Below are 23,843 nucleotides of genomic sequence, written 5' to 3'. Positions count from 1 at the left end.
CTCGGCAGCGTCGACCGTGCGGAGACAGCCGTGATCACTCGCACACCCACGTGCGAGGGGGAATCGCGGAGCCTGTGCGGTTCGTCCCCTCCCCGGTCGCGGCGGAGCCGGACCGATCGCCGAGGGACCGGGAGACTGCCGTAGGAGCCTCCTCAGGCGGACGTCCTGGCCTGGAGGATGTCCCCCAAGGCTTCCTCGCGCCACCGCTTCAGGAACTCGTGGAACGCGAATGCACCACGCGGATACGCGTTCGGACCGTTCGGTCGACCACGTCCTTCGGCGTTGTAGTAGCCGGGGGTGCACTCGGCGTGGAACCACTCGTGATCGGGCGCCTCCTGGGCCAGGGTCGCGAGCCAGTCCTCCTCGGCTTCGCGGGACGGTTCGACCAGGGCGCCCTTCGCTTCAGCCGCGGCGACGAGGGCAGCGGCGTGGACGGCCTGCTCGTCCAGAACGTGGGTGAAGTTGACACTGGCGGCGTTCTGGAGAGAGCCCATCTGAATCAGGTTGGGGAATCCGTTGCTGGTGAAGCCGTGCAGGGTACGCGGTCCCTCCTGCCGCCAGACGTCCAGCAATTCAGCTCCGCCCCGCCCTCGCGTGGGCAGCTTCCCGGAGTGAATTCCGGAGACACCGACCGAGAAGCCCGTAGCGAAGATCAGGCAGTCGAGTTCGTACTCGGCATCGTCGACGACGACGCCACGGGGAGTGACACGTTCGATGCCGTGAGTGTCTGCGGTGTCGACCAGGGTGACGTTGTCCCGGTTGAACGCTTGGTAGTACTGGTCGGAGAAGGTGGGACGCTTGCAGGCGTAGCGGTACCAGGGTTTGAGTTTCTCCGCCGTGTTCGGGTCAGTGACCGTCTGCTCGACCCGTGCGCGCAGCTCGTTCATCTTGGCCGCGTCGGCGGCCTCGTACGCGGACTCGAACGCCTCGGAGTCACCATGGCGCTCGAAGCTGATCAGGAGCTTCTCCAGCAGGCCCGCGGACGAGGTCCAGCGGTCCGCCACGAGATCCTCCTGCGTCGTTTCACCCGAGACGATGCGCAGGAAGTTGTCACGACGCTCACGAGCCCAGCCTGGGCGGTCGGCACCGACGTCCTGAGCAGACATCCGACGGTTGGCCCGCACGTCCACGCTGGACGGCGTGCGCTGGAAGACGTAGACGTGCGCGGCGTCCTGGGCAAGCATCGGAATGACCTGGACGCCGGTGGCACCGGTGCCTACGACGCCCACACGTTTGTCCCGGAGGCCGCTCAGTCCCCCGTCCGGGGTTCCGCCGGTGTATCCGTAGTCCCAGCGTGAAGTGTGGAAGGTGTGGCCCTGGAAGTCCTCGATGCCCGGGATCCCGGGCAGTTTCGGCTCGGAGAGGGTACCGGTGGCCGTCACCACGTACCTCGCCCGGAACTCATCACCCCGGTCCGTGGACACGAGCCAGGTCTCTGACGCCTCTTCCCAAGTGAGGGCCGTGACCGCGGTGGAGAACAGGGCGTCCCGGTACAGCCCGAACTTCGTGGCGATGCGGACCGCGTGGCGGCGGATCTTCTCACCGGGCGCGTACTTCCATTCCGGCACGTACCCGGTCTCGTCGAGCATCGGCAAGTAGACATGCGATTCGATGTCGCAGTGGATCCCGGGGTAGCGGTTCCAGTACCACGTCCCGCCGAAGTCACCCCCCTTCTCGACTACTCGGACGCGCTCCACACCCTGCTGTCGCAGCCGCGCACCAGCGAGGATGCCGCCGAACCCGCCGCCGACGACGGCGACGTCGACCGTGTCGCGCAGTGGTCCTCGTTCAGCCGTCTCCCCCGCGTACGGATCGGCGGCGTAGTAACCGAACTTCGCCTCGGTCGCGCGGTACTGGCCGGCCCCGTCGGGCCGCACCCGCCGGTCGCGCTCCTGGCGGTAGCGCTCCCTCAGTAGCGCGAGTTCGCCGAAGGACGGCATATGAGCAGTGGTCATGTGGGGGGACCTCGTTCCAATCCATGTCTCGCCGTTCGGCCACTCGTGCCCACGAGCAACCGATCACCACCCTAACAACAACCGGACAAGCATGTCCGGTTAGCCTGTCGGAGCGGGATCACGTCTCGCTCCAACTTCGCCCCCCTCCGACGACAGGAAGAGCTTCATGCGACGAATCACAGTCCGCTCCTGCGCCGTACTCACCGTGGTCGGCGCGCTGACCCTGACCGCTTGTGGCACACAAACCGAAGCCGACGGGGATACGACGGCTACCGAGGCGGCTTCGGGCCGGACTATCCGCGCGCAGGAGTTCATGCGGCTGACGACGCCACACGAACAGAGCGGAAGCACCCTGCTCGAGGGACCTGTGCTGGATGGAGGCGGTCGGCTGACCGTTGTCGACGTCACTGCACCTGGAGGCGAGCCGAAAGTCATCCGCGTCGACCTCCGCAAGAAGACGCAGCGGACCCTGCACACCGACGACCGAGGCGTGTACACGTCAGCGCAGTTCAGCCCGTACGACGGGAGGCTCTATCTGACCGACTACGCGCACGGCGAGATCGTCAGCCTGGCCCGGGATGGCGGTGATCTGCGGATCTTCTTCACCGGCGACGTCGACGGAGCACCGATGAACCCCGACGACCTCACCTTCGACGAGGACGGCAACCTGTACGTCAGCGACTCACGCGGGTTGTCCGAGAGCCAGGCAAACGGCCGCGTCGTGCGGATCGATCGCGACGGCGAAAAGGCGACCGTCCTGGCTGACGGCCTGGCCGCGACCAACGGCATCGCGTTCGATCCGGACTTTCAGGGACTGTGGTTCAGCGAGCTCACGGAGAACCGCATCTCCTACCTGCCCGTCCACCGGCAGAGCGGAACTACCGGCCGGCACACCGCCGTACGTGTGAACGGTGGCCTCGCCCAGACCGACTCGATCGCGGTGGACGCGGATGGCAACCTGTACCAGGCGCTCCACGGCCGCCCTGCGATGGCCGTGTACAGCAAACACGGTGAGCGTCTGGCGACCGTCGAGGTCCCTGCCCGGGCCAAGGGCCTGGAGTCGGCTACCAATGTTGCGATCCTGCCCGGCGGAACCCGTGCGTACATGACCGTCAGCGGTCCCGCCGGCGGCTACCTGTACACCTTCGACGCGCTGGCGGAGGGCATCCGGCAGTCCAACGGCGGCTGACACCGTCCCGGCCGTTCACCCGTCGAACGGCCGCACCGGCCCCACCTCGACGGCGAGCAGGCGCCACGCGTCCAGCACCCGGCGTTCCCGGTCCTCCCGAGTCGGGCCGATGACGGCGCCGGAAACCATCCCCACCGCGAGCATCAGGTTCGCGTCCTCCGCCAACCGGTGATCATCCGGTATGCGTGTGCGCAGCGCGTACTCGACCCGATCGGAGAGCTCGCGGGCGTACGCGGGGCCTACGGAGCCGCCGGCAGCTTCGTTCGCTCCGTGCAGGACACTGATGAAGGCCGCGGACTCTGTCATGTGCCAGGACAAGACACCCAGCACCATGGCGAAGGAAGCCCCTTCGGCAGCGGCAGCCTGCTCGACCTCCCGCACGTTCTCCTCCAGGACCGCGGCCGCTACCGCTGCCCGGTCGGGGAAGTGCCGGTACAGAACACCTTGGCCGACGCCGGCCCGACGCGCGATCGAGGAGAGGGCAGCATTGATGCCTTGTTCGGCGAAGACCTCCCGGGCGGCAGCGATCAGAGCCGCCCGGTTGCGGGCGGAGGCCTTCGGGCCCGCGTTCGGGGGCCTCCGCCCGTCGGTTCTGGGGTGCTGTGTCACCGTGGCATAATACCGGCCATCTGTTTTGAGCCTCGGTGTCGCGGAACCGCCGAGCTCACGGCAAGAAGGACCACGTCGCCTCACAGCTCAGTGCCGCACACGCGGAACCTTGACGGGACCGCGCAGCACTTGAGGCCGCGCCGGCTTTCCGAGGTCGGCGCTTCAGCCCGGTGAAGCCCGCCGACGGCGTCGACGTCATCGGGAACCGCGTCGAGGGCCGATCGTGGCCGTCCGACGTCACTCGTCGGTGCCACGGAGCTTCTCGTCTTCGAACGCGAACGTTTCGAGGTGCGGGAACACGTCGGGCAGGTCTTTGCCGACCCGATCCGGGAACACCGGTGGGCGGTTCTCGAGGAAGGCGCTGATGCCCTCGGTGGCGTCCGCGCTCACGCCACGTTGGTTGAGCGCGAGAGTCTCCGTGTAGTGCGCCTGCATGGGGTCGCTCGCGGTGAGCATGCGCCACATCATCTGACGGGTGAGCGCGGCGGAGACGGGCGCCGTGCTGTCCGCCATCTCGGACGCGAGCGCCATGGCCGCGGGGAGGAGGTCACCGCTCGCGTGCACACTACGCACGAGCCCTTTGTCCAGGGCTTCCGCAGCGGGGAAGACACGCGCCGTCAGCACCCATTCCAACGCGGTCTGCATCGGGACGACCCGTGGCAGAAACCAGCTTGAACACGCCTCCGGAGTCACTCCGATACGCCCGAAGACGTAACCGAATCTCGCCTCCTCGCTCGCCATACGGATGTCGCAGGCAAGGATCATCGTCGCCCCCACGCCCACCGCGGCTCCGTTGACGGCCGCGATCACGGGTTTGAGGCAGCGGAAGATCCTCAGCGCGACTCGGCCTCCACCGTCACGACGAACAGGGAGCTCCTGCCCCGGCCCCGGGAACTGGGTCCCAGGCTCGGCCTGCCCCGACGCACGCCACTGCGCGAAGGTCTCCCCCGCGGCACTCAGGTCGGCGCCCGCACAGAACGCCCGGCCGGCCCCCGTGAGGACGACAACCCTGACGTCGTCGTCCTCGTCAGCCCTGTCGAGGGCGGAGATGAGCCCCGCCTCCATCGCGTCGGTGAACGCGTTGAGCCTTTCGGGCCGGTTGAGGAGCACCGTGGCTATGCCGTTCTCGACACACAGTTCCACCTCGGCCATGGGGCCACCTCCTGTCCGTTGACACGGGAGTGAGCAGACGACTGCGCCCGCAGCTGACCACCCGGTTCCAAACACGGATGCAGTACCCGACGCCCTACGGACCACGTGGGCGAATACTCAGCCCCGGAGGACCGCAGCACCCGCGGCACCTCAGACGGGCCAGGTCCTGGCCGGCGTCGATGCCGCCGACCGTGGCACCTGGAACGGCCGTGAGGACGGCGAAGCCAGGAATCCTCCCTACGGTCCTTCCACAACGTGGCTGGAAGGTGATGCGCAGAGCCCCGAGAAGTGTGGATCGCCGGACCGGCCGCGCGCTTCGCGGACAAGCCGTCGTCGCGGCGGTGTACTGAGGCGCACTGGGAGGACGGCGCGGAGTGCAGGCGGTGGCCGACGCCCGCAGCCAGTGCGACTCCCGCCGGCGGACCACGAACCTCGCGCGCCCCACGGCACGCTTACCGGTGCCTCCGAGCCGCGACCTCCCGTGGCTCAAGGCGGATGGGCCGCTCGCCCGTGATTTGCTCATTCGACGAGTCGGGTCGACCCGCCATCGGGGCAGCGGCCCAGTCGCCTCACGCACGCCCGAGTTGGCGCCCAGGACGGGTCACCGTGATGTCCGGGACGACCGCGCAAGGGGACAACTTCGTGACGGCCAGCGCCATCTCCACGATGTCGTCGACGCGAATCATCCGACGCGGCTCGATCCGGTCGCGCACCCAGGCCGTCATGTCCGTGTCGACGTAGCCGGGACAGATGGCCGTCGCACTCACCCCGTCGTCCGACGCTTCCGCGTTCACCGACTGGCACAGCGATATGAGGGCCGCCTTCGTCGCGCCGTACACAGCGAGGTCCGGTTCGGCGAACAATCCGGTGATGGACGCAAGGGCGATCACTTTGGCACCGTGCTCGGGACGTCCGGCCGCCGTCTTGCGCAGCAGAGGCAGAGCCTCCTGAACGAGTACGAACGCGGCACGGACGTTGACGTCGAACTGCAGGTCGTAGCGGCGCTTCGACGTCTGCGCGAGCGGAGCGGAAAACCCGACACCGGCGCCGAGCACGAGCACGTCGAGTCGGCCATGACGTTCGTCGTGGGCCCTTACGAGACGGCTCACGTCCTTCTCCGCGGTCATGTCCGCAGCCACCGGGTGGACGCTCCCGCCCGTGATGTCCGACAGTTCCTCGGCAGCCTGCTGGAGCCGTGTCCCCTCACGCGCCGAGATCGTCAGGTCGTACCCCGCCTTCCCGAGGCGCCTGGCGATACCGCGTCCGATCCCGCGTGACGCCCCGGTCACCAGGGCGGCTGGACGACTGGCTTCCTGTGTCACCGGCTCTCCCTCCCGTTCAGGGCGCGCAGGCCGCCGGCGACCAGTCGCGGCACCGCGAGACCCACTGTCTCGAAGCCGTCGCCCACCGTGAGGCCTTGTTGATGCCGAGCGTGTATGCCCTCGGCGATAACGGCGATCTTGAAGTAGCCCAGGCCCAGGTAGAAGCCGAGGCGAGAGAGGTCCTGGCCGGTCACCAGCGCGTAGTGATCGGCCAGCTCGTCGACGCTCGGAAGCTTGTGGCTGGTCGAGGCGGCCGAGCCACCGAGCACGGGGTCGAAGGCAGAGTCCCGGTAAGCGAGATGCAGGCCGAGATCGGCGAGCGGGTCGCCGAGGGTGGACATCTCCCAGTCGACCAGGGCCCGGACCCGTGCGGGGTCGGCCGGATCCAGAATGGCGTTGTCGATGCGGTGGTCACCGTGGACGATCGCAGTGTCCCCCTCGGCCGGCACGGTGGCGGCCAGCCTTTCGTACAGCCGGTCCAGGTCGGGCAGAGTGCGTGTGCTCACCGCCTCCCACTGGCTGCGCCAGCGCTGCACCTGCCGGGACACGTAGCCCTCGGGGCGCCCGAAGCCCAGGAGCCCGACCGACCGGTAGGGCACCTGGTGAAGCTGGGCCAGCGCGTCGATCAGTGCTTTTCCACAGCGTACGATCTGGTCGAGGCTCAGGCCGTGCAGCTGGGACTGCTTGCGGATCACCCGGCCAGGAACGTACTCCACCACCGAGAACGGCACACCCATCACCTTCGCGTCCTCGCACAGGGCCACCGTCCGGGCCACCGGAACGTCGCTGCGCTGCAGGGCCTCCACGACGCGGTACTCACGTCCCATGTCGTGCGCGGAGGGAGTCAGACCTCCGAGCGGTGGGCGCCTCACGACCCAGTCCAACTCCCCGTCGGTGACACGGTAGGTGAGATTGGACCGCCCGCCGTGCAGCAGGTCGGCACGCAAAGGACCGTGGAGCCCGCCCAGCTCCTTGCCGAGGAACACCTGAAGCGCGTCGACGTCCAGTCCCATCGGAGTCTCTACCGCGGCGCTCACGCGGACCTCCGGGAGGCATCGGCGGAGTGGCTGCGCACCACCCTTTTGGCGATCGCCCAGCGGTGCGTCTCGGACGGCCCGTCGTAGATCCGGAAGGGGCGCACCTCCCGCAGGAAGCGGGAGAGGAGCACGTCGCCCGACACTCCGAGGGCTCCGCACAGTTGGAGCGAGCGGTCCACGGTGCGCCACACCGCTTCCGCGGTGAACGTCTTGGCGATGGCCGTGGACTGGGCTCCCGAGCGGCCCTGGTCCAGCTCCCAGCACGCCTGCCGGATCAGCCCTCGGGAGGCCGCGATGTCGATCTCGTTGTCGGCGATCATCTGCTGCGCCATGCCCTGGTCTGCCAGCCGGGCGCCGAACAGTCTCCGCTCGACGGCGCGCCCGACCGCGATGTCCTGGGCTCGGCGGGCGATGCCCAACCAGCGCATGCAGTGGGTCATACGGGCGGGCCCGAGCCGTACCTGGGCGTACTCGAACCCTCGGTCCACCTCACCGAGCACGGCGTCGTCCGGTACGACGCAACCGTCGAACACGACCTCACAGTGGCCGCCGAACAGGCTCTCATCCAGGGTGTCGATGTGCCGGACCACCCTCATGCCCGGGTTGTCGGCGTCCACCAGGAACATCGTCGCCCCATCGCGGTCCCCCACGCGGCCCGAGGTCCGCGCCATGCAGATGGCGTATGCCGCCCCGTCGGCGCCAGTGATGAACCACTTGCGGCCGTCGATGCGCCAGCCCCCGGAGATCCGCTCTGCCCGCGTCCCAAGGGCGGTGGGGTCTGATCCGGCACCCGGAGCGGGCTCGGTCATCGCGAAGCAGGACCGCACGTCTCCGGCGGCGAGCGGTCGCAGATACCGTTCCCTCTGGTCAGGCGTCGCCACGTGTTGAAGCAGGTGCATGTTGCCTTCGTCGGGGGCGGCGATGTTGAGTGCCAGCGGCCCGAACAGGGAGTAGCCCGCCTCTTCGAATACCAGCGCACGGGCGCTCATGCCCAGGCCGTGCCCGCCGTACTCCCGGGAGACGTGCGGGGCGAACAGTCCGGCCTCTTTGGCCGCCCTCTGCAGTTCCGCCCGCGTCTCCTCACCCGCTCGCGCACTGTCGCCTCCGTACTTCACCTCGACGGGAACGACTGTCTCGCGAACGAAGCCTGCTGTCCGTTCCGCGAGATCTGCGACCTCGGCATCAGACGCCAGATCGATGGACACACAACCACCCCGTCCCAACCGGCACTACACGGCTAATGACTGTTAGCCAGATACAAGACCAGTAGACTGGGATCAGTCAAGGGCGGCCTCGCTTGGTGCCGGAAGGCAGGATCGGGGCAAACCCTGAATGGCTATCACGCGATAGCTCTTCGCCCTCCCGAAAGGAGCCTCCTTGCCATCCCACCCGCCCGGGCGGCCTCCTGCGGCGAACGGCGCCGCACGCGCCATCGCCATCCGTCATGCCGCCCTGGAACTCTTCACTCAGCGTGGTTACGCGGCCACGACCATGGCCGACATCGGCCAGGCGGTCGGCATCCGCGGCCCCAGCCTCTACAAGCACGTGTCCTCGAAGCAGCAGCTCCTCGTGGAGATCATGGTCGGCACCATGGAGGCGCTCATCGCGGAGCACGGCGTCGCGGTGCGGGGCACGGCCGACCCACAAGAACGACTCCGCCGGGCAACCGAAGCGCACGTGCGCTATCACGTACGCCACCGCCACGAAGCCTTCGTAGGCACACGGGAGATCCGCAGCCTCGAGGAGCCAAATCGCTCCAAGGTGCTCTCCATGCGCGACGCTTACGAGCAGGCGTTCCGCGATCTCGTACAGGCCGGCGTCGACTGCGGACGCTTTCATGTCACATCGGTGCGCCTGGCCTCCTACGCAATCCTCGACCTGGGCATGGGCGTGTCGGTCTGGTACCGGGAGGCCGGCGAGCTGTCGGAGAACCAAGTGGCCTGGCAGTACGGGGAATTCGCCCTCCGACTGGTGGGGGCCCCGGCCGCGGACTGAGAACGGGAGTCGCCCGGCCCCGCCACACCCTCGACGGCGGGGTCGCGCCCTGCAGGCTTTCGTATAGACTTCTCAATCTATTGAAGTGTACCGATGCCACGATCATCAGAGCAAGCGATCACGCAGCGGGGCGAACAACCGTGGGAGTGGTATACGCGCAGGTCGTCAGGGATAGCATGAAGCGAGCCTCCTCGAACGGCCCGGATACGTCGGCTGGGAAGGGCAGGCGACCGGCCGCGGCAGGATCAATGCACAACCGTCGAACGCTTCCGGAAACAAGGTAGGTGGAGAAACGTGATCGCTCGCGAGCCCGTCGATCCCACGGACGTCTTCAAGGCGCTGTCCGATCCCATGCGCTGGAAAATCATCCAGCAACTGGCCGCGGAGGAGGGCGAATACGCCTGCAGCCTCCTGGAGGAGGCGGTGCCGGTGTCGAAACCGACGATCTCGTACCACACCAAGCTCCTTGCCCAGGCTGGCCTGATCAAGACACACAAGCGTGGCCGCAAGTACTACTACGTGCTGCAGCGCGACGTCCTCCACGAAGTGATCGACACCCTTTGGGGACTGGCGCCTCACCCCCGCGGCAAGGACATCACTCCCCGGGCGGCCGACGCACCGCCCCTCAAGGCCGTCTCCGGAGACTCCAATACGGGAACCGAGCTCGTGACCTGGTAAGGACCCTGCCCGGTATCCTGCGCACGCTCGAGAATCACGGCGCAGAAGGGAATGTGCATGGCATCCGACTCCACCAGGGCGGTGGTGCTCACCAAACCCGCCCCAGGGGTCCGCGTGGCGACGTTGAACCAGCCCGGTGTGCGCAACGCGATGACCGAGGGCATGACGCGAGCCTGGAACCAGGTCATGGACGAGGTGGCGGACGACCGGGAAACCCGCGTCCTGATCGTGACCGGCGCGGGCAGTTCCTTCTGCTCCGGCGCCGATCTCTCCTGGCTCGATCAGGGCTCGGCCGAGGACGTCACCATCGACCGGCTGCGCGGACGAATGCTGCCCTTCTACCGCAGCTGGCTGCGCCCGCGATCCCTCCCCTTCCCCGTCATCGCCGCCGTCAACGGACCCACCGTGGGCGCCGGCGTCTGCCTGGCCCTCGCCTGCGACATCCGGTTCGCGAGTCGCACGGCGCGTTTCAGCACCCCCTTCGTCTTCCGCGGAACCCACGGCGGAATGGGCGCGACATGGCTGCTGCCCGAGGCCATCGGTGTCACTCGGGCCCGCGACATGCTCTACACCGGCCGGGAGGTGGCGGCCGACCAGGCGCTCGACTGGGGGCTGGTGACCGACGTCGCCGACGATGTGCTCGCGCACTCCCTCGAGGTCGCCGAGCAGATCGCGCAGGCGGGTCCCATCGCCCTGCGTCTCACCAAGACGGGCATCGAACAGTCGGCCGCTGGACTCGAGGCATCGATCCAATGGGAGGCACTCGCACAGCCGGTCACGATGACGACGGCCGATCTGCACGAGGGCATCGCCGCCTTCAGGGAGAACAGGGCGCCCAAGTTCAGCGGCCGGTGACACTCTGCTCCTCCCCGTGAGCGAATCCGTACCTCCAGGCGTCGACGGTGCTGTCCGCAGCCTGTAGACCGGCGCGCGTCCCGGCAGCCAGAGCCAGACCGCAGCCGCGACCCCCGCCTTCCGTCGGCATCGCCGAGTAGAGGCCGGGCACCGGCGCCCCGTCACCGATCAGTACGGCTCCGGTCTCCTCGTCGACGCGGAGCTCGCGCCGCTGTCCAGGGGTGAGGACAACCGCTTCGGACTGCGCGCACCACAGGCGGGCGCTCAGCTCGGGCGTCTGGCCGACCTCTCCCTCCTCGGGTGCGACGAGGCGCAGGTGCCGCATGGGAGCCGCCGTCGGCATCGTCTCCGGCACCCTCACCGAACGGCTCGCGGTCCACATGGCCGGCCCGACGAAGTCCCAGTGACGGGGGTCCAGAGCCAGGATCACGGCAGCACACGCGATCTCCCCTACCATGAACGCGGACTGCCAGATCCGATCTGCCATCCGGGCAAGTGATCGGACACCGGAGTGCGTGGCCCGGTCGCTCAGCTGGTCCAACCACCGATAGACCGCAGAAGTGATTCCGTGTTCTGGCAACGCCGCGTAGCCGACTCCGCGTACGTTGTCGGCGTCCAGCAACAGTTCATGCGCGCGACTCAGGGGCCGCACCTGCACCCCGGCCGCCACCGCGGCGGCCCGCAGCGCCGTCCGTGACCGCGCCCGAGAAGAAGCGCCCCGCCAGCGCTTCACGACAATACCCCTCTGGTCAAGAGCAAGTACTCGGGCTCCGGTCCCCGCAGCCGCGAGGGCCGCTGCGGCTCCGGCCACTCCGAACCCGATGACCACCACGTCGACCTGTCCGTCCAGCGACATCGGCCAGCCTCCTCGCCGGCGCCGCACTCCGCGGGCGGATCCGTCCCTGAACCCGCCTCGCCCGGCGCGCCTCACCCTAGGAACTGCTTTCGGCACGTGTCAACAGACGTGCGGGCACCTTTCCGGCAAGGTAGGACACGGCCTTGCCCCAAGGGGGATCTCGCCCGGCAAGAGCCTGAACACGCCCTTGAACGACGGGCTTTCCCGGGCGGGAGGGGACTGCCGGGGCACAGCTGTCAACGACCGCGGCGGCGCGCGCCCATACCGCTCGTCACGCGCCCCAGACGGGAGCGTGTGGACGATCGGTGAAAGCCCGTGCATGGGTATCGACCCACGGCGGTCCGCTCCAAGCATTCACGTCGATGGAATCGTCCCGCGGTGTCACAGGACAGCAGCTCTCTTCGACGCACGCGACATCGCGAGCGGAAGGCAGGCAACGTTTGTCGCGCCGGCGGGCAGAAGCTCCTGGGCAAGCTCCTGCGGACGGCCATGGTGCGGGCTACTGCTCCTCTCAAGCCGCATACGACGCGGTGCCGTTCGGCAAAGCCACTCCGGTTCATGCTCAAGACTCGGGCAGCGCCCGAGCGCGCATGTGTCCGAGCCCGGCGGCGGCGCCGCACATCCGCTCTACGGCGTCCGGATCACAGCACTCGCCCCGCTGCTCGTTCGGGACTTCACTCACCTTGGCCGCTTGCGTCGCTTCGAGCACCGGGGATCATCAGGCGGGAATCAGGGCCCGGGCTTTCGCGGCCACCAGACGCTCCCCTGTCTGCTTGTCAGCCCAGGCGTCCAACTGCACTACAACCGTGCCGTCTTCACTCACCTCTCGACTCACTACGGTGCCGGCGCAGGTGATCTCGTCCCCCTTGAGTGCGGGTGCGCGGAACCGGCACTCCATGCGGTCAAGGCGCCCCCGGTCCCCGAGCCAGTCCTCAATCATCGCGTGCAGCCAGGCCCAGATCAGGTTGCCCATTCCGATGGCGCCGGGGTACCCGGCCGCCTGGCCCGCTTCGTCGTCCATGTGAATGGCCACGAACTCGTCGTTCACGGCCGCATAGCGGTTCCACGTCGCCAGATCCGCCCGTCTCACGAACGGTGGCAAGGCGGCGCCGACCTCGAAGTCCTGCTCTTGCACCTGCTCGCCGACTTTGGTCATCAGCCCTCTCCGGGACATTCGCAGTCGTTGTACGGCTTGGGGAGATCGCGTGCCGCCGCCTCCACCGGGGTTCCGCGGTCCGTGATCACGGACCGGCTACCGGCACCGAGGCCCGTTCCCCAACGAAGACGCCAACACAACCCTTCGACACATTGACAGGCGCCATAATATCGATTTCGGGCGGCGCATCCGCTCGGGAGTCGACGTGACATCCGCCTCTTCCCGGCCCCCTCAGCAAGCCGCGTCGGCAACTCTCGCGACGGACTTGCCTCTTGACGTCTCGGTCCGACCCGACCTAGCTTCCATACTGCTTGGCGAACGATGAGCAAGCGCGACGAGGACCGCGACGACTGACGGGTGACATCAGCCCGCTGAACCGTCTGTTCGCCCGGAGGTTCAAAGCCGCCTCGTACTGATCCTCTTCCACCACGCCTGCCGACGGGTTGCCGCCACTCCCCGTCAACCCACCGCAGTGAAACCCCGGCTCCGGCTGTGAGCCCTCGATGTGGGACCAGAACGAGCACACGTGGCAGACCGGCGTGAACGAGGGGGCCCGGGAAGGCGCACGCGGCCGCAGCGGGAAGCACGTTCCGGTGCGGCGGGGCTGACGAGCACGACGGGCCGCCGCGCACACCGCCCCGAAACGGCGTCACGCCACTCGCTCCACCCTGGCCCTCCCGTGAAAGGACCGTAGATGAACGACGCCGTCATCGTCGACGTGGTGCGTACCGCGTCCGGCAAGGGCAAGCCGGGAGGCGCCCTCTCCGCCGTCCACCCGGTGGACCTGCTCGCCACCGTGCTCCAGGCTCTGGTCGAACGCAACGGACTCGACCCCGCACTCGTCGACGACGTCATCGGCGGGTGCGTCTCACAGAGTGACGAGCAAGCCCTCAACATCACGCGGACCGCGGTGCTCGCCGCCGGATTCCCTGAGTCGGTGCCTGCCACCACCGTCGACCGTCAGTGCGGCTCCAGTCAGCAGGCGGCGCACTTCGCGGCTCAGGGAGTGCTCGCGGGCGCGTACGACATCGTGATCGCCTGCGGTGTGGAGTCGATGAGCCGGGTGCCGATGTTCTCCAACGCCAGGGACGCGGACACTGCCGGCGCCCAGTTGGCCCGCCGCTACCCCGAGGGCCTTGTCCCTCAGGGCCTGTCTGCGGAACTGATATGCGCCCGCTGGGATCTGGACCGCGAGGAACTCGACGCTTTCGCCGCCCGCTCCCACCAGCGGGCGGCGGCCACCACCGCGTCCGGCGGCTTCGACGGGGAAATCGTGCCGGTGGGCGAGCACAGGTCGGACGAGACCGTCCGCGCAGGAACCACATCGGACGGGCTGGCGGGCCTCAAGCCCGCCTTCGCCGCACACTCGGCGGCTGGTCGTTTCCCGGAGATCGACTGGAGGATCACCCCCGGCAACTCGTCACCGCTCACCGACGGCGCCTCGGCGGCCCTCATCATGAGTTCCGCAACGGCCCAGCGGCTGGGCCTTCGCCCGCGGGCCCGCTTCCACTCGTTCGCCGTCACCGGTTCCGACCCCCTGCTGATGCTCACCGGCGTCGTTCCCGCCACTCACAAGGTCCTGGCCCGTTCGGGGCTGTCGATCGACGACATCGACGCGTACGAGGTCAACGAGGCTTTCGCCCCCGTACCCATGGTGTGGCAGCGGGAACTGGGCGCCGACCCGGAGAAGCTCAATCCCCGCGGCGGTGCGATCGCGCTGGGCCACCCGCTCGGTGCCTCCGGTACCCGGCTGCTGGCCACGCTGGTGGGTCAGCTGGAGGCGACCGGCGGCCGCTACGGCCTGCAGACCATGTGCGAGGGCGGTGGCATGGCCAACGCCACCGTCATCGAACGCCTCTGACTTACCGTCCGTCCTCATAGGAGATATCGACATCATGGACATTCAAGGATGCGTCGCACTCGTCACGGGCGGGGCCTCCGGCCTCGGCCGCGCCACCGCCGAGCGGCTGCTCACCGCCGGTGCCTCGGTGGTCCTGGTGGACCTCCCGACCTCCGACGGCACCGCCGTGGCGGACGAACTCGGTGACCGGGTGACCTTCGCCTCCGCCGACGTCACGAGTGAGCAGGACATCGCCGCGGCACTGGACTCCGCCGGCCGGCTGGGGGACCTGCGCATCGTGGTGAACTGCGCCGGCATCGGCACCCCGGCACGGGTCCTGAGCAAGAAGGGACCGCTCCCGTTGGACCTGTTCGCCCGAGTCGTCCAGATCAACTTGGTGGGGACCTTCAATGTCATCCGGCTGGCGGCCGAGCGGATGAGCACCGTCGAGCCGGCCCAGGGCGACCGCGGAGTCATCGTCAACACCGCGTCGGTCGCCGCCTTCGACGGCCAGGTCGGCCAGGCCGCCTACTCCGCGTCCAAGGGTGGCGTCGTCGGCCTGACCCTGCCCGTCGCCCGCGACCTGGCGAGCCGGCAGATCCGGGTGGTCACCATCGCCCCCGGCCTGTTCGAGACGCCTATGCTGGCCTCGCTCCCGGAGGAGGCCAAGCAGTCCCTCGGTGCCCAGGTGCCGCATCCCAGTCGTCTCGGAACCCCGGAGGAGTACGCCGCTCTCGTCCAGCACATCGTCGAGAACCCCATGCTCAACGGCGAGACCATCCGGCTCGACGGCGCCATCCGCATGGCCCCCCGCTGAACGGCGGTGACGCCCAGCGCGTGGGGCCGGGCCGCGTCGTCGGCCCGCCGCACAGCCGGACCCCCTCCGTTCACGGTGGTGGGCGCGTGACGCGGTCCTGCCACGTGCCCACCCCGGGGCACCAGGGATGCCGACGCACTCTCCCTGTCAGGTGCGTTGACGTGCGCACGGCTCAGGGATTAAAGTCTATTTCGACGTCGACGTCAGTTATGGGCGTCGGCCGCGACGACTCGACCGCCGACGCGAGGGGATGGCGCACGCGCGCCGCGGTTCCCCGGGGGGCGGCTCTCCGTCACTCGTCGCGCCCGCTCCGTGTTCGCGGCTCCAAGCCTCCTCGTTCGCCGGCTCCGCCGGGCATCGCGGTCGTACGGCATCCCCGACGGGCCGGCGTGCCCCGACACTGCGAGAGGAAGCGATGAGTACAGCGTTCGACACCAGCGGTTTCGACGGCGTCTGGCACATGTACCTGCCGGACTCCAAGGTGCTCGATCCCGTCACCGGGCAGTGGGTGCCGGAGCCGATCAGAAGCCAGGTCAGCGAGGTCCGTCATGAGGGTGACGTGATGACCTTCCAGGGCCGGATCGACCACGCCGAAGACCTCAGCATGTACCTTCGCTACACCTGTCGGTACGGCTCCGACGACTGGGCCCCCTACGAGATCGTGCACATCGAGGGCGACCCGGAGCACGAGAGCCTGCGGCCCAACCACTTCCGCAAGCACCACGCGAGGGTCGGGGGCGTGATGGGCTACGTGAAGCAGGTGTACGTCGACCCGCGTACACGCATCCGGATCACCAGACACCCCACGGGCGAGGCCCAGTACGTACTGATGGTGCGACTCAGTGAGGACTGCGAGCGGTCCGTCGCCAAGGTGATCGCCGCCGAGGGGGACGCGGGGATCGAGAAGCACTCGATCAAGCACCACGGTGCCGCCCCCGAGTGGCCGTGAGCGGTGACCCGATCAGCGAGCGAGGAGCGGACATGGCACTCAAGGAGCACTACGACCCGTCCGGCCTGGACGGGTTCTGGGTGATGGATCACTCCGAGTCCAGGATTCGTGACCCGGACACCGGCGAGTGGGTGCCGGAGGTGATCAGGCAGCAGTTCGTGGAGATTCGTCACGAGGGCCCGTGGGCGGACTTCCGGGTACGCATCGACCACGCCGAGGACTTGCACCTCTACATGCACTACCGCGTTCGTTACGGCGACGACGAGTGGGTTCCGTACACGGTGGTCCACATCGACGGGGACCCGGAGCACGAGAAGCTGCGTCCCAACCACTTTCGCACGGTCCACGCCCGGGTCGGGCAGCCGATCTCGTACCTCAAGGAGATCTACGTCGACCCCCGGACGACGTTCCGGCTCACCCGGCACGTGGACGGAGCGGCCGACTACGCGCTGATGAGCCGGCTGACCGAGGACCGCCGGCGCATCGTCGGCAAGGTCCTTCCAGTGGAGGGCGAGGCCGGCATCGAGAAGTGGTTGCAGCGCAAGGAGAGCCTCGGGTTCGACTGGCCGGCCTGAGGACGCCGGAAGCGTCAGGCGGGGCGGGCGGAGTGCTCCGCCCGCCCCGCCTGACGCTGTTACAGGCCCCGTCGGATCCGTGGCACGGACTTCGGGATCACTTGACCTGCGCCGGCGCCGCGGTGGCGTCGGCCTTCTCCGCCGCTCCGGCGGTCTCCTCGGAGAGACGTTCCATGCCGCTGGTGTCCTTCAGCGGCTTCTCCTTGACGAACACGACGGCGACCAGGGCCAGCAGTGCGAAGGGCGTGGCCACGAGGAAGAGGTCCCCGGTGGCGGCTCCATAGGCGTGCTCCACGATCTCCCGCATGGGACCCGGGAGTGTGCTCATGTCGGGAACACCGTGCCCGCCGGCCTGAGCCGCACCGTCCGGGACGCCCGCCTCGCTCAGCCCGTCGGCCATCTCGGTGGCCACGCGGTTGGCCAGGATCGCACCGAGCACGCTGGTGCCGATGGAGCCACCCAGACTTCGGAAGAAGGACAGCACCGACGTGGCGGCGCCCAGTTCCGTGGCGGGCACGTCGTTCTGGGCAGCGAGGACCAGGTTCTGCATCAGCATGCCGACGCCCACGCCCATGACCGCCATGTAGAGGCTCAGCAGGCCGAAGTGCGTGTCGGAGCCGATCGTGGACAGGAGGGCGAGGCCCACCGTCATGAGGACCGCGCCGACGACCAGGTAGCTCTTCCACTTGCCAGTGCGGCTGATGAGCTGTCCGGCGACGGTGGACGACACGAGCAGGCCCAGAATCATCGGCAGGCTCATCAGTCCCGCGACGGTCGGCGACTTACCGAGGGAGACCTGGAAGTACTGCGAGAGGAAGACCGTCCCGCCGAACATCGCGACGCCGACCAGGAGGCTGGCCACGGTGGTAAGCGACACGGTGCGGTTGCGGAAGATGCCGAGCGGAATTACAGGCTCGGCGACCCGCGACTCCACGAAGACGGCCACCGCCAGCAGGGCTACGCCGGCACCGGTCAGGGCGGCGGTCTGCCAGGAGGCCCAGTCGTACTCGACACCGGCCAGGGAGACCCAGATGAGAAGGGTGCAGATACCGGCGACGATCAGGAACGCACCCAGGAAGTCGATCTTCGCCTCGCGGCGGACGGTGGGCAGGTTCAGGGTGCGCTGGAGCAACACGATGGCCAGCAGCGCGAAGGGCACACCGATGAAGAAGCACCAGCGCCAGCCCAGCCACGAGGTGTCCACCAGCACACCACCGATGAGCGGTCCCGCGACGGTACCGACGGCGAAGACGGCACCGAACACTCCCGCGTACTTCCCCAGTCGGCGCGGCGGGATGATGGCGGCCATGACCACCTGCGCCAGAGCGGTGAGACCGCCCGCGCCGATGCCCTGGGCAACACGGCTGAAGATCAGCAGACTGGCGTCCTGGGAGAAACCTGCGAGCAGCGAGCCCACTATGAACATGGCCAGTGAAGCCTGCAGCAGCAGCTTCTGGTTGTAGAGGTCGGACAGCTTGCCCCACAGCGGCACCGTCGCGGTCATGGCCAGCAACTCGGCGGTGACCACCCAGGTGTACGCGGACTGGCTGGCGCCCAGGTCGGAAATGATGCGCGGCAGCGCGTTGGCCACGACCGTGCCGGCCAGGATGGCGACGAACATGCCCGCCATCAGTCCGGACATGGCCTGGAGTATCTGCCGCTCGGACATCGAGGTCGGTGACGCCGTCTCCGGCGCCGAAGGTGTACTCACCACAGCTCTTTTCACTAGCTCGATAACATGTCGTCCGCCGTAGAAGTCGTCGTTGAAGCCACGGCGTGGTGCGGTCGGGACGTCTTCCGCGTGCCGGGTCAGTGCGCGCCGCACCCGGACGGTGTGGGCAGGCCGGCTGCGAGCTGCTCGAACGCCTCGTCAAAGACATCCGTGAAGAGCGCCTCGTCCTGCCGGGCGCTCCAGTGCTCAGCCGCGACCCGGAGGGCGGTGACGCCCACGGCAGCCACCAGCCTCGGGTACAGACCCGGGCCCGGTCCCCCCGCCCCACTCGTTCCGACACGCTCGGCGACGGCCTTTGCCAGGGCGAGTTCGTCCTCGACGTGAGCACCGATGGTGCGCGCGAGAAGGTGGGGCGATTTGCGGAGCAGTTCGGCGTGCAGACGCCACAGATCGTGCCGCCGCTCGATCTCCGCCAACTCGACGGTCATCGCCTCGCGCAGGACGTGCAGGGGGGTGAGGTCGGGACTCGCTTCACTCATGGCTCGCCTGATGCGGGCGCTCGGCTCCTCGTTGGTCAGCACGAAGACGTCGTCACGGCAAGTGAAGTAGTTGAAGAACGTGCGCGGCGACACTCCGGCGGCCCTGCTGATGGCGTCGACGGTGACGTGTTCCACCCCGTGTTTCGCCCCCAGCCGGACGGCTGCCTCCACCAGGGCAACACGGGTGGCCTGCTTCTTGCGCTCCCGCAACCCGGCGTGGGCGGCGCTCTTCTCCCTCACGAAGTTGCACGCTATGCAAAAATGCAGATAGATGCAAATTTTCATTTCATGCAAAAAACCGCGGGTTCGGAGGGCAGATCGGCCGGAACCGACAGTGCCGCCGGGGGCTCAGGAGGGGCAGGCGAACTCGGGGGCAGGCCGCGGGAGGGTCATGGCCCGACCGTCATCCCCGCACGGGAGTCCCGTAGTCCAGGACGAAGTCGCAGCGGGTGTACAGAGCGCCGAGGACGTCGAGTGAACCGAGCCGGTCGAGTCCCTCCTGCGGAGAAGCTCCGAGGTCGAGGGTCGCGGAGCCGCTGGCACGCTCGTGCACCCGCACCGTTTCACCCGCCACCGCCAGCACCGTCCAGCCGTCGGGCCGGCCCGACTCCGGCGACCGGACCCGCCGTGACAGGATGCGGGGCTCGAAGGCCCGCATGCCGTCCCACAACGCGTCGGCGCTGCCGTCCAGGCGTGCGCGGGCCCGCAGCGCTCCCGCGGTGTTCCACTCGCGGAACGGGTGATGGGTCGCGGAGGCCGTGATCTCGTCGTCCGCCACCCGCCGCATCCGTACCTGGGCGAGCTTCTTGGGATACCCCCAGATCTCGCGTCCAGCGGTGATCGCGACGTCGTTGTCCACCAGCATGAACGCGAAGTGCCCGCCCCTGACCCCGCCCGGGGTCGTCACCGGGATGACCACCCCCGCTTCGCAGGAGTGGTAGTCGGGGCCCATCTGCGGGATGTTCGGCACGTCGAGAAAGGTGAAGACGACCAAGTCCTGCCCCTCCTGCACCGACACCCCAGGGGCCAAGAAGCGGTGAAGGTGTTCCGGACGCCCGACCCTGGCCATGATGTTCAGGATCGACGCGTTCACGTAGTCCCAGGGAGGCTCCGGGTAAGGAGGGACCGCATCGACCGATTCCATTGCATCCTCCGACGCTCTCACGGGACTGATCAGGACGTGGGTGACTGGCGGAGCGGCAGCTGCCCCGACTCGTACTGCTGCCGGAGAGTCCTTTTGTCGATCTTGCCGACGCTGGTCCTGGCGATCGCTTCCACGACGGACCAGCGCTCCGGTACCCACCACTTGGTGACCCGCCCGACCAGCCATGCCCGGAGCGCCCGCACGTCGACCTCGACCCCGGGACGGGGTACGACGACGGCGCACGGCCGCTCGTCCCACCGCTCGTCCGGGACCCCGATGACCGCGGCATCGAACAGGTCCGGGTGACCGAGCAGACAGTTCTCGAGCTCGACCGACGAGATCCACTCGCCCCCCGACTTGATGACGTCCTTGCTCCGGTCGGTCAGCCGGACGAACCCGTCCGGGTCGACGGTGCCGATATCACCGGTCCGCAGCCATCCGTCACGGAACCCCTCCTCGCCCGCCCCGCCGAGGTAGGAGGTCGTCACCCACGGCCCCCGCAGCTCGACCTCCCCGACGGACCTGCCGTCCGCGGCGACGGGTGCTCCCGTCTCGGGATGACGGAGCCGGAGTTCGACGCCCGCGAGGAGGCGCCCCTGGCTCAGCTGCTGGCCGCGCCGCCGGTCGGGGCCGGCGTCGCGCGCCGGTCGGGAGGCGGTGATGAGCGGCGACGTCTCCGTCATGCCCCATCCCTGGACGACCGAGACACCCCGTTCCGCGAACCCGTCCAGCAGGGCCGGCGGCAGTGCCGCACCACCCACGACGATCCGGTCCAGACAGCTGATGTCCCGCTCCACGGCGCTCGTCCGCAGTTCCCTGAGGACGCCGTTCCAGATCGTCGGCACACCGTTGGCGAAGGTGACCCGCTCGGTCACGACCATGTCCAGCAGCGACACCGGATCGACGTGCCGTGACGGAAGCACCAGGTCGGCACCGAACCAGTAGGCGGCGTACGGGTGGGCCCAGGCCGTGGCGTGGAACATCGGGACAACCATCAGGACCCGGTCGTCCGCGCCGATGCGCAGGGCGTTAGTGGTCGCCGCGGCGAGGCATTGCAGCAGGATCGACCGATGGCTGTAGGCGACCCCCTTGGGATCTCCCGTCGTGCCGGTCGTGAAGCACAGGGCGGCAGCCGAGTTCTCGTCGACCTCGGGCCAGGGGAACTCGTCCTCGCCCTGCACGACCAGGTCCTCGTACGACAGGACGTCGAGGCCGAGGTCGCGCAGGTGCGGTGGGACCGCACCGTCGACCACGACCGTGCGAACCGTCGTCAGGAGCGGTAGTACCGCGACGAGTTGGTCGACCGCCTCGGCGGCAACGATCAGGACCCGGTCCTGTGCCGCGTTGATCGTGTAGGCGAGCTGGTCCGGCGAGAGCCTGAGGTTGGCGCTGTGCAGCACCGCCCCCATCGCCGGAACGGCGAGATAGGTTTCGAGGTGGGTCCGCGTGTTCCACAGCAGTGCTCCCACGCGCTCGTCGCCGGTGACGCTGAGGCGGCGAAGACCGTGCGCCAGCCGGGCCGCCGTCGCGCCGACCTCCGCGAAGGTGGCGCGCTGCCTCGTTCCGTCCTCGACCGTGACGACCTCGCGCCCGGCGTGCCAGGTGGCCCCGTGCCGCAGGACGTGTGCGAGTGTCAGCGAACCGAATCCCATCGTGCTCTTCACGGCCGCGACCACCACTCGCGGAAAAAGCCGGACCCATCGATCCGAACGCCCATGTCCTCGCCCCTCGATCAGACATCAGATGTGACGGCGGGTCCGGCGCGGCACACACGTGGCCGCGCCGGCCCCGATGGCCCGCGGAAGGCGGGCTCAATCGGCCGAGCGCTCCTCTGCCGCGTGTTGCGCCGCCACGTAGCCGAAGACCATCGTGTTGGCGATGCTCGCGCCCGCTCCCGGGTAGGTGCGCCCGGTGACGGAGGCCGTCATGTTGCCCGTCGCGTAGAGCCCGGCGATGGGCTCGTCGGCCTCGCTGAGCACCCGGGCATGCTGGTCGGTGACCAGTCCGCCGGCCGTGCCGACGTCGCCGGGGTAGATCTCGGTGGCGTAGAACGGCCCGTTCCTGACCGGCCCGAGTGCCGGGTTCGGCCGGTGCCCCGGGTCGCCGAGGACACGGTTGTACTGCGACTCCCCGCGGCCGAAATCGGGGTCCTGTCCCTTCGCGGCGAAGATGTTGAACCGCCGGACCGTGTCGCTGAGCGCGGCGGGGTCGACACCGATCTGCCGGGCGAGGTCCTCCAGCGAGTCCGCCCGCCTGACCACCTGGTCCTTCACCAGCTTTTCGGGCATGCGGCCGGGCAGCACGTCCAGCAGGCGCCACGGTGACGGCAGGCGGCGCACCCAGGGGTACCGGCGCCGGAAAGTGTCGTCGAAGATCAGCCAGGCGGGCACCGCGTCGTCGGCGTACATCGCCTGGCCGACCTCCAGGTAGGAGTTCGCCTCGTTGCAGAACCGCCTGCCCTTCGCGTTGACGAGGATCGAATGCGGGTACTGCCGGCCGACGTTGAGGCTGGACCCGGCCACCTCCGGCCGCGGGATGGGCAGCCAGACCGCCTCGTCCATGTAGTCGGTCTTCGCCCCGAGCTCCATGGCGGCGGCGAGCACCTCGCCGGTGTTGCCCTGGTTCGCTATCGACCACCGGCCGTCGTTGGGCTGGTCACCGGAGTACTTGCGGCGCATCTCGGCGTTGTGCTCGAACCCGCCCGCCGACAGCAGCACCCCCGAGGTGGCACGGACGGTCACCTGCTCACCGTCGCGAAGGGCACGTACGCCGACAACCCGGCCGTCTTCCACGACCAGGTCCTCGACCGCGGTGTCCAGCCACAGCGGGATCCGCGCGTCGACGGCCGCCTTCGTCAACTGGCCCATCAGGGACATGCCGTTGGTGAACAGGTCCTCGCGACGCAGGCGTGCTCGGTACGTCCGGAGCCAGGCACGCGCGGTTGTGAGCAGCGGCTTGAGCCCGCGGGCGTAGACCGGGAGGTTGCGGGCCTCGTTGGTCGTGACGGCCATGCCGACGCCGCGGTTCATGCCCGGGATGACCTTGTCGCGCCACGGCCCCAGCCGCCGGCCGTCCCACGGCACGCCCTCGACCGAGCGGCCGCGCGCGTTGCCGCCCTTGCGGTTGTCGTAGTAGTCCGAGTACCCCTCACACCGGATCAGCTCGACCCCGTGGTGCTGGATGAAAGAGATCATCTCCGGGCCCCGGCGCAGGAAGGCCTCCCGGCGGGCGAGCGAGGAACCCTGGTCGGGGGGACCGACGACCGACTCCAGGTAGTCCATCCCCGCCTCGAACGAGTCGGCCACGCCCTCGGCCCGCATCAGGGGGTTGTTGGGCATCCAGATGATGCCGCCGGACATTCCCGTCGAGCCGCCCAGATGCTGCTGCTTCTCCAGGACGACCGGGCGCAGCCCGGCGTCGCGCGCCGCCAGCGCCGCGACCAGTCCCCCGCCTCCGCTTCCGACTACGACGAAGTCGAACGTCTCCTCTTTCGATGCCATGCG

The 23,843-nt window shown here is 68.7% G+C and carries 21 protein-coding genes; 8 read left to right on the top strand and 13 right to left on the bottom strand.

All coding sequences use genetic code 11. The features are described from left to right. Window positions 1-152: 152 nt before the first annotated feature. A complete protein-coding gene (locus tag AMK11_RS15935; protein ID WP_073727504.1) occupies window positions 153-1,955 on the bottom strand; it encodes a flavin-containing monooxygenase in 1,803 nt (600 codons plus the stop codon). Between the two features lie 166 nt (window positions 1,956-2,121). Between AMK11_RS15935 and AMK11_RS15930 the strand changes: the two genes are divergently transcribed. After that, window positions 2,122-3,144, top strand: coding sequence for an SMP-30/gluconolactonase/LRE family protein (locus tag AMK11_RS15930; protein ID WP_073727502.1), 1,023 nt, complete (start codon window positions 2,122-2,124; stop codon window positions 3,142-3,144). Window positions 3,145-3,159: 15 nt separating this feature from the next. Here AMK11_RS15930 and AMK11_RS15925 read toward each other — a convergent pair whose 3' ends face one another. From AMK11_RS15925 to AMK11_RS15905, 5 genes are all read right to left on the bottom strand, one after another. Then, entirely contained in the window at window positions 3,160-3,753 is a 594-nt protein-coding gene (locus tag AMK11_RS15925) for a TetR/AcrR family transcriptional regulator (RefSeq protein ID WP_073727500.1), read from the bottom strand. Window positions 3,754-3,990: 237 nt separating this feature from the next. Beyond that, window positions 3,991-4,905 (bottom strand): enoyl-CoA hydratase-related protein, encoded by a 915-nt coding sequence (locus tag AMK11_RS15920; RefSeq protein WP_073727498.1) that lies wholly within the window; start codon window positions 4,903-4,905, stop codon window positions 3,991-3,993. A gap of 569 nt (window positions 4,906-5,474) precedes the next feature. Further along, complete coding sequence (locus AMK11_RS15915) at window positions 5,475-6,194, bottom strand: SDR family NAD(P)-dependent oxidoreductase (RefSeq protein WP_241847008.1); 720 nt, start codon at window positions 6,192-6,194, stop codon at window positions 5,475-5,477. A 29-nt stretch (window positions 6,195-6,223) separates the two neighbouring features. Then, the gene (locus AMK11_RS15910) at window positions 6,224-7,264 is read right to left on the bottom strand and encodes a phosphotransferase family protein (protein WP_073727494.1); all 1,041 of its coding nucleotides are present in this window, start codon (window positions 7,262-7,264) and stop codon (window positions 6,224-6,226) included. Continuing rightward, the gene (locus AMK11_RS15905) at window positions 7,261-8,469 is read right to left on the bottom strand and encodes an acyl-CoA dehydrogenase family protein (RefSeq protein ID WP_073727492.1); all 1,209 of its coding nucleotides are present in this window, start codon (window positions 8,467-8,469) and stop codon (window positions 7,261-7,263) included. Before AMK11_RS15905 ends, AMK11_RS15910 begins: the two co-directional genes overlap by 4 nt. A gap of 172 nt (window positions 8,470-8,641) precedes the next feature. Here AMK11_RS15905 and AMK11_RS15900 point away from each other — a divergent pair, with 172 nt between their 5' ends. From AMK11_RS15900 to AMK11_RS15890, 3 genes are all read left to right on the top strand, one after another. Next, complete coding sequence (locus AMK11_RS15900; RefSeq protein ID WP_073727490.1) at window positions 8,642-9,259, top strand: TetR/AcrR family transcriptional regulator; 618 nt, start codon at window positions 8,642-8,644, stop codon at window positions 9,257-9,259. Window positions 9,260-9,553: 294 nt separating this feature from the next. Beyond that, window positions 9,554-9,937 carry an ArsR/SmtB family transcription factor gene (locus tag AMK11_RS15895; protein ID WP_073727488.1) on the top strand — a complete coding sequence of 128 codons (384 nt, stop codon included), beginning with the start codon at window positions 9,554-9,556 and terminating at the stop codon, window positions 9,935-9,937. A 57-nt stretch (window positions 9,938-9,994) separates the two neighbouring features. Continuing rightward, window positions 9,995-10,792 carry an enoyl-CoA hydratase/isomerase family protein gene (locus tag AMK11_RS15890; RefSeq protein ID WP_073727486.1) on the top strand — a complete coding sequence of 266 codons (798 nt, stop codon included), beginning with the start codon at window positions 9,995-9,997 and terminating at the stop codon, window positions 10,790-10,792. Here AMK11_RS15890 and AMK11_RS38510 read toward each other — a convergent pair. After that, on the bottom strand, window positions 10,779-11,222 hold the full coding sequence (locus AMK11_RS38510) for a hypothetical protein (RefSeq protein WP_241846986.1): 444 nt from the start codon (window positions 11,220-11,222) through the stop codon (window positions 10,779-10,781). The genes AMK11_RS15890 and AMK11_RS38510 overlap by 14 nt on opposite strands. Window positions 11,223-12,366: 1,144 nt before the next feature. Continuing rightward, the gene (locus tag AMK11_RS15880; protein ID WP_073727482.1) at window positions 12,367-12,804 is read right to left on the bottom strand and encodes a MaoC/PaaZ C-terminal domain-containing protein; all 438 of its coding nucleotides are present in this window, start codon (window positions 12,802-12,804) and stop codon (window positions 12,367-12,369) included. 694 nt (window positions 12,805-13,498) lie between these two features. On the opposite strand from AMK11_RS15880, the gene AMK11_RS15875 reads away from it, so the two are divergent. From AMK11_RS15875 to AMK11_RS15860, 4 genes are all read left to right on the top strand, one after another. After that, complete coding sequence (locus AMK11_RS15875; protein ID WP_073727480.1) at window positions 13,499-14,665, top strand: thiolase family protein; 1,167 nt, start codon at window positions 13,499-13,501, stop codon at window positions 14,663-14,665. Between the two features lie 34 nt (window positions 14,666-14,699). After that, window positions 14,700-15,461, top strand: a complete 762-nt coding sequence (locus AMK11_RS15870; RefSeq protein WP_073727478.1) for a 3-hydroxyacyl-CoA dehydrogenase — start codon at window positions 14,700-14,702, stop codon at window positions 15,459-15,461. A 415-nt stretch (window positions 15,462-15,876) separates the two neighbouring features. Next, window positions 15,877-16,410 carry a hypothetical protein gene (locus AMK11_RS15865; RefSeq protein WP_073727476.1) on the top strand — a complete coding sequence of 178 codons (534 nt, stop codon included), beginning with the start codon at window positions 15,877-15,879 and terminating at the stop codon, window positions 16,408-16,410. A 32-nt stretch (window positions 16,411-16,442) separates the two neighbouring features. Continuing rightward, window positions 16,443-16,985 (top strand): hypothetical protein, encoded by a 543-nt coding sequence (locus tag AMK11_RS15860; protein WP_073727474.1) that lies wholly within the window; start codon window positions 16,443-16,445, stop codon window positions 16,983-16,985. Window positions 16,986-17,082: 97 nt separating this feature from the next. Here the strand turns inward: AMK11_RS15860 and AMK11_RS15855 are convergent, their stop codons facing one another. From AMK11_RS15855 to AMK11_RS15835, 5 genes are all read right to left on the bottom strand, one after another. Continuing rightward, window positions 17,083-18,654 carry an MFS transporter gene (locus AMK11_RS15855; RefSeq protein ID WP_107429683.1) on the bottom strand — a complete coding sequence of 524 codons (1,572 nt, stop codon included), beginning with the start codon at window positions 18,652-18,654 and terminating at the stop codon, window positions 17,083-17,085. 140 nt (window positions 18,655-18,794) lie between these two features. Then, on the bottom strand, window positions 18,795-19,436 hold the full coding sequence (locus AMK11_RS15850; RefSeq protein ID WP_241846985.1) for a TetR/AcrR family transcriptional regulator: 642 nt from the start codon (window positions 19,434-19,436) through the stop codon (window positions 18,795-18,797). 163 nt (window positions 19,437-19,599) lie between these two features. After that, window positions 19,600-20,340, bottom strand: a complete 741-nt coding sequence (locus tag AMK11_RS15845; protein ID WP_079187466.1) for an acetoacetate decarboxylase family protein — start codon at window positions 20,338-20,340, stop codon at window positions 19,600-19,602. Window positions 20,341-20,369: 29 nt separating this feature from the next. After that, window positions 20,370-22,004 carry a long-chain fatty acid--CoA ligase gene (locus tag AMK11_RS15840; protein ID WP_073727951.1) on the bottom strand — a complete coding sequence of 545 codons (1,635 nt, stop codon included), beginning with the start codon at window positions 22,002-22,004 and terminating at the stop codon, window positions 20,370-20,372. A 147-nt stretch (window positions 22,005-22,151) separates the two neighbouring features. Continuing rightward, window positions 22,152-23,840 (bottom strand): FAD-binding protein, encoded by a 1,689-nt coding sequence (locus AMK11_RS15835; protein ID WP_073727949.1) that lies wholly within the window; start codon window positions 23,838-23,840, stop codon window positions 22,152-22,154. Window positions 23,841-23,843 lie beyond the last annotated feature (3 nt).

Origin of the sequence: Streptomyces sp. CB02414 (assembly GCF_001905385.1) — a bacterium.
GTDB lineage: Bacteria > Actinomycetota > Actinomycetes > Streptomycetales > Streptomycetaceae > Streptomyces.
Note: the sequence above shows the minus strand (reverse complement) of the source record. Positions and strands in the feature narration are given on the sequence as shown.